The following is a 5,050-nucleotide window of genomic DNA, read 5'->3' on the forward strand; positions in this document are numbered from 1 at the left end:
TAACACAGCTTTAAAAAATGATGGAGTTGAGTTGGAACTGACTTGCATTCGTAAATTAAGTATAGATACTGCTTTTAATGAGTTTACTTAATTTTCAGCAAATTTGTAGTTTTGTTAAGGAAGTACTAGCCCTAAAAGGCGCACAATCGATTAAACTAATTCCCCAAGTCTTCAAGTTTCCCAGTCACTCAATTGAATCAAGTATTGCTATTGGTAAGTCGATTCTCTTTCTAGTATTGGGGTCGATAGAGACGTGCTGGGTTAGTGCCTCGATCGCTCTTTGATTGGAATTGGTAGCATTGAATATTTGGTAGTTAACTTGAAACTGGCTGTTATTAATTACATTGACAGTCAGTTTGATAGTAATGCGATCGCCACAAAATAGGGGAGCGAAAAAATTTATTTCTCCCCGCACTATAGGTAAAGCAATAGTTTGTTCTATCAGAATCTGCTGGAGATCGATTTGTAAGTTAGCTAAATATTCTTCATAGGCTTCGTGGCAAATTTCCATCCCTCGGGCGAAATAAACCACTCCCGCAGCATCGGTATCTCCTAGATAAATTTTTCTAATATGTTCAAAGGACATTTTGGTCAAACCATTATAGGTTCTAAGTTATGAGAAGTCAGGAATCAAACTCAAGTCAGCTATTCATAACGCGATCGTTTAGTATTTATTCTATGTGGTACAACTATTTAAAAACAAGCAGATAGGTTGTTTGAGGAGATAAGAGGAAAAATCCAACATGGCAATACAATTACAACAAGCAGTTACCGTAGGCAAATATTTGGTTACCCAGCGTCTTTTAGGACGAAAACATTTTCCTCTAGTATTAATGCTAGAGCCTTTATTTCGGTGCAACTTAGCTTGTTCGGGTTGCGGTAAAATCCAACATCCTACCGAGATATTAAAACAAAATCTGACTCCCCAGCAATGTTTTGCTGCGGTAGAAGAATGTGGCGCGCCTGTGGTTTCAATTCCAGGGGGAGAGCCTTTACTTCATCCCCAAATCGACGAAATAGTCAGGGGTTTAGTAGAGCGGAAAAAATTTGTCTATCTTTGCACTAACGGAATTTTATTAGAAAAAAGCTTGAGTAAATTTGAGCCTTCTCCCTATTTAACCTTTAGCGTCCATTTAGATGGACTACAAGAGCAACATGACAAATGCGTCGATCGCGAGGGAGTTTTTGATAAGGCGATCGCAGCTATTAAAGCAGCCAAAAAACAAGGATTTCGAGTAACTACCAATACTACTGTATTTCAAGATGCAGACCCCAAAGAGATTCAAGAATTTTTTGACTATCTTGAAACTTTAAATTTAGACGGTATGATGGTTTCCCCTGGCTATAGTTATGAGTGGGCTCCCGAACAAGAAAATTTCCTCAAACGGGAACAAACCAAAGCTTTGTTTAGAGAAATTTTATCTCCTTGGAAATCAGGTCAAAAGAAATGGAATTTTAATCATAATCCCTTATTTCTAGAATTTTTAATGGGAGATAAAGACTTTGATTGTACTCCTTGGGGTAGTCCTAGTTATAGCGTTTTAGGCTGGCAAAAACCCTGCTACTTACTCAATGAAGGACATTTTTCTAGCTACAAAGAATTGATCGAAAAAACTCAATGGAGTAATTATGGCAAAAAGAGTGGCAATCCTCAATGTGCTGATTGTATGGTACATTGCGGTTACGAGCCTACCGCAGCTACCGCTGCTATGCAGCCTGAAAATATGGGCAAAGCTATAGGTGCTTTATTTGGTGGTTAAGAAATTCAACTATTGTTCGCGGTCAATTTTTGAACTCTTGGCAATTTTTTTGCTGTATTCAACTCCGCGATATTTGAGTTTAACTAGATCGCTCGATTTTAATGCCTCAGTTTGTTCTCTTTGCTGAGTTAAATACCAGGCAAGATTTAATTTTTCAATCTCGTCTAAAGACCAACAATCTTGTAGAAATTTTCGCTTGCGATCGTACCAGAATGTTATGGGATCGAGGGTAGAACGAATTTTGGATTGGCTAAAAAGTTGTTTGATATACTGCCACCAAGGAAACTTAGGACTAATTGTTCCTCTGGGAGAGTTACCACGATAAATTATTTCTCTTTTTTGGGTTTTAACTAATAAATTAGGGCGATCGTAATTTTCTTCTTCATACTCTATTCCTCGATAAATTAGTTTCATAGAATTTACCTCACTGTTCTCAACTCCCTGAATGTTGCTTAAACCGAAATAAGGTTATATGAGATAATCCTAGCGTAGATATAAAGCAATGTTTTTTTACATAAAGAGATAGAAATAAAAGATGTTTAACTTTACGGGAGAAAGACCTAATAACCTGGGCGTTAAAGATGGTCGCTTGGCTAGTTGCCCTGGAAGTCCTAATTGCGTGAACAGTCAAAGTGATGCTGGCAAGTCTAAAATCGATCCTTTACCGATGGTATCTATTGCTGACATTAAACAAGTAGTAGAAGGAATGGAAAGAACTACCATTATCGAATCCACAGAAGACTATCTCTATGCAGAATTTAAAAGCAAGTTAATGGGTTTTGTGGATGATGTAGAATTCTATCGAGATTCAGCAGCTAACGTAGTTCATGTCAGATCTGCTTCTCGCTTAGGTCAGTCTGATGCGGGGGTCAACCGCAAGCGAGTTGAAGAAATTAGAAGCAAACTTCAATAAAGATACCAAACGTTGAATAATATGTTTTAAGGAATTGGGTTAACTCTGTTTGACCCTTTTTTCTATAGTTGAAGTTAATTTTTGAAGAATTTATTTTAAATCGTGCCTACTACCACATCTAGCTGTAAATCTCCTTTAGCGGCAATCATTACCCAAAAACTTAATGCAGGAGAAAGTCTAGCTAACACAGACTACAGCGAGCAAGATTTATATGCGATCGCTTTAAACCAAGCCAATTTAGAGGGTGTTAATTTTGCTCGTAGTCTTTTGACCAATGCAGACTTAGTTGGTGCTAATTTAAAAGGTGCTAATTTGACCAACACAGACTTGAGGGGTGCAAACCTAACAGGAGCAAATCTGACAGGAGCGAATCTGACAGGAGCTTATTTGTGTCGTGCCGATTTGAGAGGCGCAGATTTAACCGATTGTCAGCTAGAAAATACTAAATTTCAAGTAGCAATTTATAATAACGACACTATTTTCCCCGAAGAATTTAATTATAAAAGTTCTGGTGCGGTTGGCCCAGGAGCAAATCTTAATGGCGCTTATCTCAATACAGCCAATCTGAGAGGAGTAGATCTAACGGGGGCAAAAGCGATCGGAGCTTATTTGAGCGGGGCGGACTGTACGGAAGCAATTCTAGACGATGTTTCTTTTAGTGGTGCAAATCTACAAAAAGCGATTATGACTGGGGCTAGTTTGCGTAAAGCTCGTTTTGGTAATGCGGAGCTTTTAGGAGTAGACTTTCGGGGAGCAGATCTGACAGAAGCCAATTTTGATAACATTCAAAATATAGCTGGAGCAGATTTTAGTATGGCTATTGGTTTGAGCGATCGCGCTAGAGCGACTATTTTGGGTTTTCCCGCACCAGATTTGACTACTTGGAATAGTTACACTCGCTGTAATACTAAAGATAGTTTAGAAATTCGAGGATAATCGTTAATTGACTCAGAAAAAAACCTCTACTTGTTTGTAGAGGCTAAAACTAAATTGTCGATCGAGCCTAAAAATTGTTCAAGATGCAGAAGAAATAGTCTGACGTTTGAACATCTCTCTAAGTACGGAGGCAGGATCTACATATTGTCCGTTGTGTCTTAAAACCCAGTGTAAATGAGGACCTGTAGTGCGTCCTGTCATGCCAATTCTACCTATTCTCGCCCCTGCAGGAAGATCTTGTCCGAGGACTAGCTGAATTCCTCCATCGCGGTCCAACAAAAATGTACCGTTAGGATGATGTTCGACATAACCTTCCATATGACAATAGGTATGAGTCCAAGCACCAGACTGAATCGTCATTGATGTTCCACAAGCGGAATTGTCAGATAGTTTGGTTATTTTTCCTCCCCACCAATTACGAATATAGCTGCCCCTAGGAGCGGCTAGATCTAATCCATTATGAAATTGACGTTTGCCATCAATAGGAGAAATACGATAGCCAAAGGGAGAAGTATAAGATTGGAAGTTTTCTACAGGGAAAGAGCCTTTTGCCCAAATGGTGGAAACATCTTGAGCTAGCACAATATCTTGATGATTGTCAGAGGCTCTAGATTGAGAAATTTGCCAATTATTTAATCCGAAAGATAGCAAAATACTGGCGATCGCAATAGTCAGCCAGCGAGTCCAACGAATTCTAAGTTTATCAGTCATTGATTTTGGCTCAATCCATATTAAGAAGTTACGCTTGTCAGCCTCAGTTTATGCTCTATAGTTTCAGAAAATGGAATTTGGCTGTCAAAAAAGTGTTCCATTCTCGAATTTGTATCAGAAAATAGATAATTTTCGAGTAATTACTACCAGATAGAATTTAAGCTAGTTAGCAATATCTTCGGTAGCTGTAAGAACTCTATCCAAATATACTGTTTAATTTTTTGACCAGCAATATTACACTAAGTACTTGTACCGAACTTTATCATAACTTCTCATTAGAGACATACTGTTTGCAATTTTATTGCAGCGATCGCCTAGCTCAAGCGGGCGGAAACGGAGAATTTGGCAGTCTTGGAGGATGAGGTTGCCTCGCGCCTCATAGAAGGGCTTTTTGACTTGTTACAAACCCGCTAAAAGGCATAGTTGAAGTCGATAAATGACTAAAATACACTCATAACAAATAGTTATAAATATAAAATGATAATTGACTTAATTGCTTTTTCTCTAGAACTAGATACAGTAAATTTGTCTGGTAGTTGTATCTGGTCTTTGGGATTATATATAGGTTTAAAATCAACTAGAAATTGGATTAGCGATCGCCTGGAAAGTTGGTTTAATTTTGCTGAAGGTTGGCTCTATACTTCCCCAGAAGAATTTGAAGAAACCCGTCCTGCTAGGGAATCTCAAAATGCTTTTTACGCTTCGGTTTTTAGTATTATTCCCTTTCTCA

At 38.3% G+C, this 5,050-nt stretch carries 7 protein-coding genes; 4 read left to right on the forward strand and 3 right to left on the reverse strand.

Features of this window, described 5'->3' with window-relative positions; all coding sequences use genetic code 11:
- Positions 1-184 precede the first annotated feature (184 nt).
- Positions 185-586, reverse strand: coding sequence for an acyl-CoA thioesterase (locus tag AC33VI_RS11795; RefSeq protein WP_491782459.1), 402 nt, complete (start codon positions 584-586; stop codon positions 185-187).
- Positions 587-743: 157 nt separating this feature from the next.
- Here AC33VI_RS11795 and hpnH point away from each other — a divergent pair, with 157 nt between their 5' ends.
- Positions 744-1,760 carry an adenosyl-hopene transferase HpnH gene (gene hpnH / locus AC33VI_RS11800; protein WP_491782460.1) on the forward strand — a complete coding sequence of 339 codons (1,017 nt, stop codon included), beginning with the start codon at positions 744-746 and terminating at the stop codon, positions 1,758-1,760.
- Positions 1,761-1,769: 9 nt separating this feature from the next.
- Here hpnH and AC33VI_RS11805 read toward each other — a convergent pair whose 3' ends face one another.
- Positions 1,770-2,174: a DUF4278 domain-containing protein gene (locus AC33VI_RS11805; protein WP_491782461.1), complete on the reverse strand. Its 405-nt coding sequence runs from the start codon at positions 2,172-2,174 to the stop codon at positions 1,770-1,772.
- 121 nt (positions 2,175-2,295) lie between these two features.
- Here AC33VI_RS11805 and AC33VI_RS11810 point away from each other — a divergent pair, with 121 nt between their 5' ends.
- Together AC33VI_RS11810 and AC33VI_RS11815 are read left to right on the forward strand one after the other, a co-directional pair.
- The gene (locus AC33VI_RS11810; protein ID WP_491782462.1) at positions 2,296-2,673 is read left to right on the forward strand and encodes a DUF1499 domain-containing protein; all 378 of its coding nucleotides are present in this window, start codon (positions 2,296-2,298) and stop codon (positions 2,671-2,673) included.
- A 102-nt stretch (positions 2,674-2,775) separates the two neighbouring features.
- A complete protein-coding gene (locus AC33VI_RS11815; protein ID WP_491782463.1) occupies positions 2,776-3,609 on the forward strand; it encodes a pentapeptide repeat-containing protein in 834 nt (277 codons plus the stop codon).
- A gap of 78 nt (positions 3,610-3,687) precedes the next feature.
- Here AC33VI_RS11815 and AC33VI_RS11820 read toward each other — a convergent pair whose 3' ends face one another.
- The gene (locus tag AC33VI_RS11820; protein ID WP_491782464.1) at positions 3,688-4,320 is read right to left on the reverse strand and encodes a M23 family metallopeptidase; all 633 of its coding nucleotides are present in this window, start codon (positions 4,318-4,320) and stop codon (positions 3,688-3,690) included.
- A gap of 477 nt (positions 4,321-4,797) precedes the next feature.
- Here AC33VI_RS11820 and AC33VI_RS11825 point away from each other — a divergent pair.
- Positions 4,798-5,050: hypothetical protein (locus AC33VI_RS11825; RefSeq protein WP_491782465.1), on the forward strand; the 253-nt coding region annotated here is incomplete at its 3' end.

This window comes from Waterburya sp., assembly GCF_058530065.1.

What these genes read in the sequence shown, in the direction of transcription:
- AC33VI_RS11795 (WP_491782459.1), bottom strand. Translation starts at nt 586, where the DNA reads ATGTCCTTTGAACATATTAGAAAAATTTATCTAGGAGATACCGATGCT.
- hpnH (WP_491782460.1), top strand. Translation starts at nt 744, where the DNA reads ATGGCAATACAATTACAACAAGCAGTTACCGTAGGCAAATATTTGGTT.
- AC33VI_RS11805 (WP_491782461.1), bottom strand. Translation starts at nt 2,174, where the DNA reads ATGAAACTAATTTATCGAGGAATAGAGTATGAAGAAGAAAATTACGAT.
- AC33VI_RS11810 (WP_491782462.1), top strand. Translation starts at nt 2,296, where the DNA reads ATGTTTAACTTTACGGGAGAAAGACCTAATAACCTGGGCGTTAAAGAT.
- AC33VI_RS11820 (WP_491782464.1), bottom strand. Translation starts at nt 4,320, where the DNA reads ATGACTGATAAACTTAGAATTCGTTGGACTCGCTGGCTGACTATTGCG.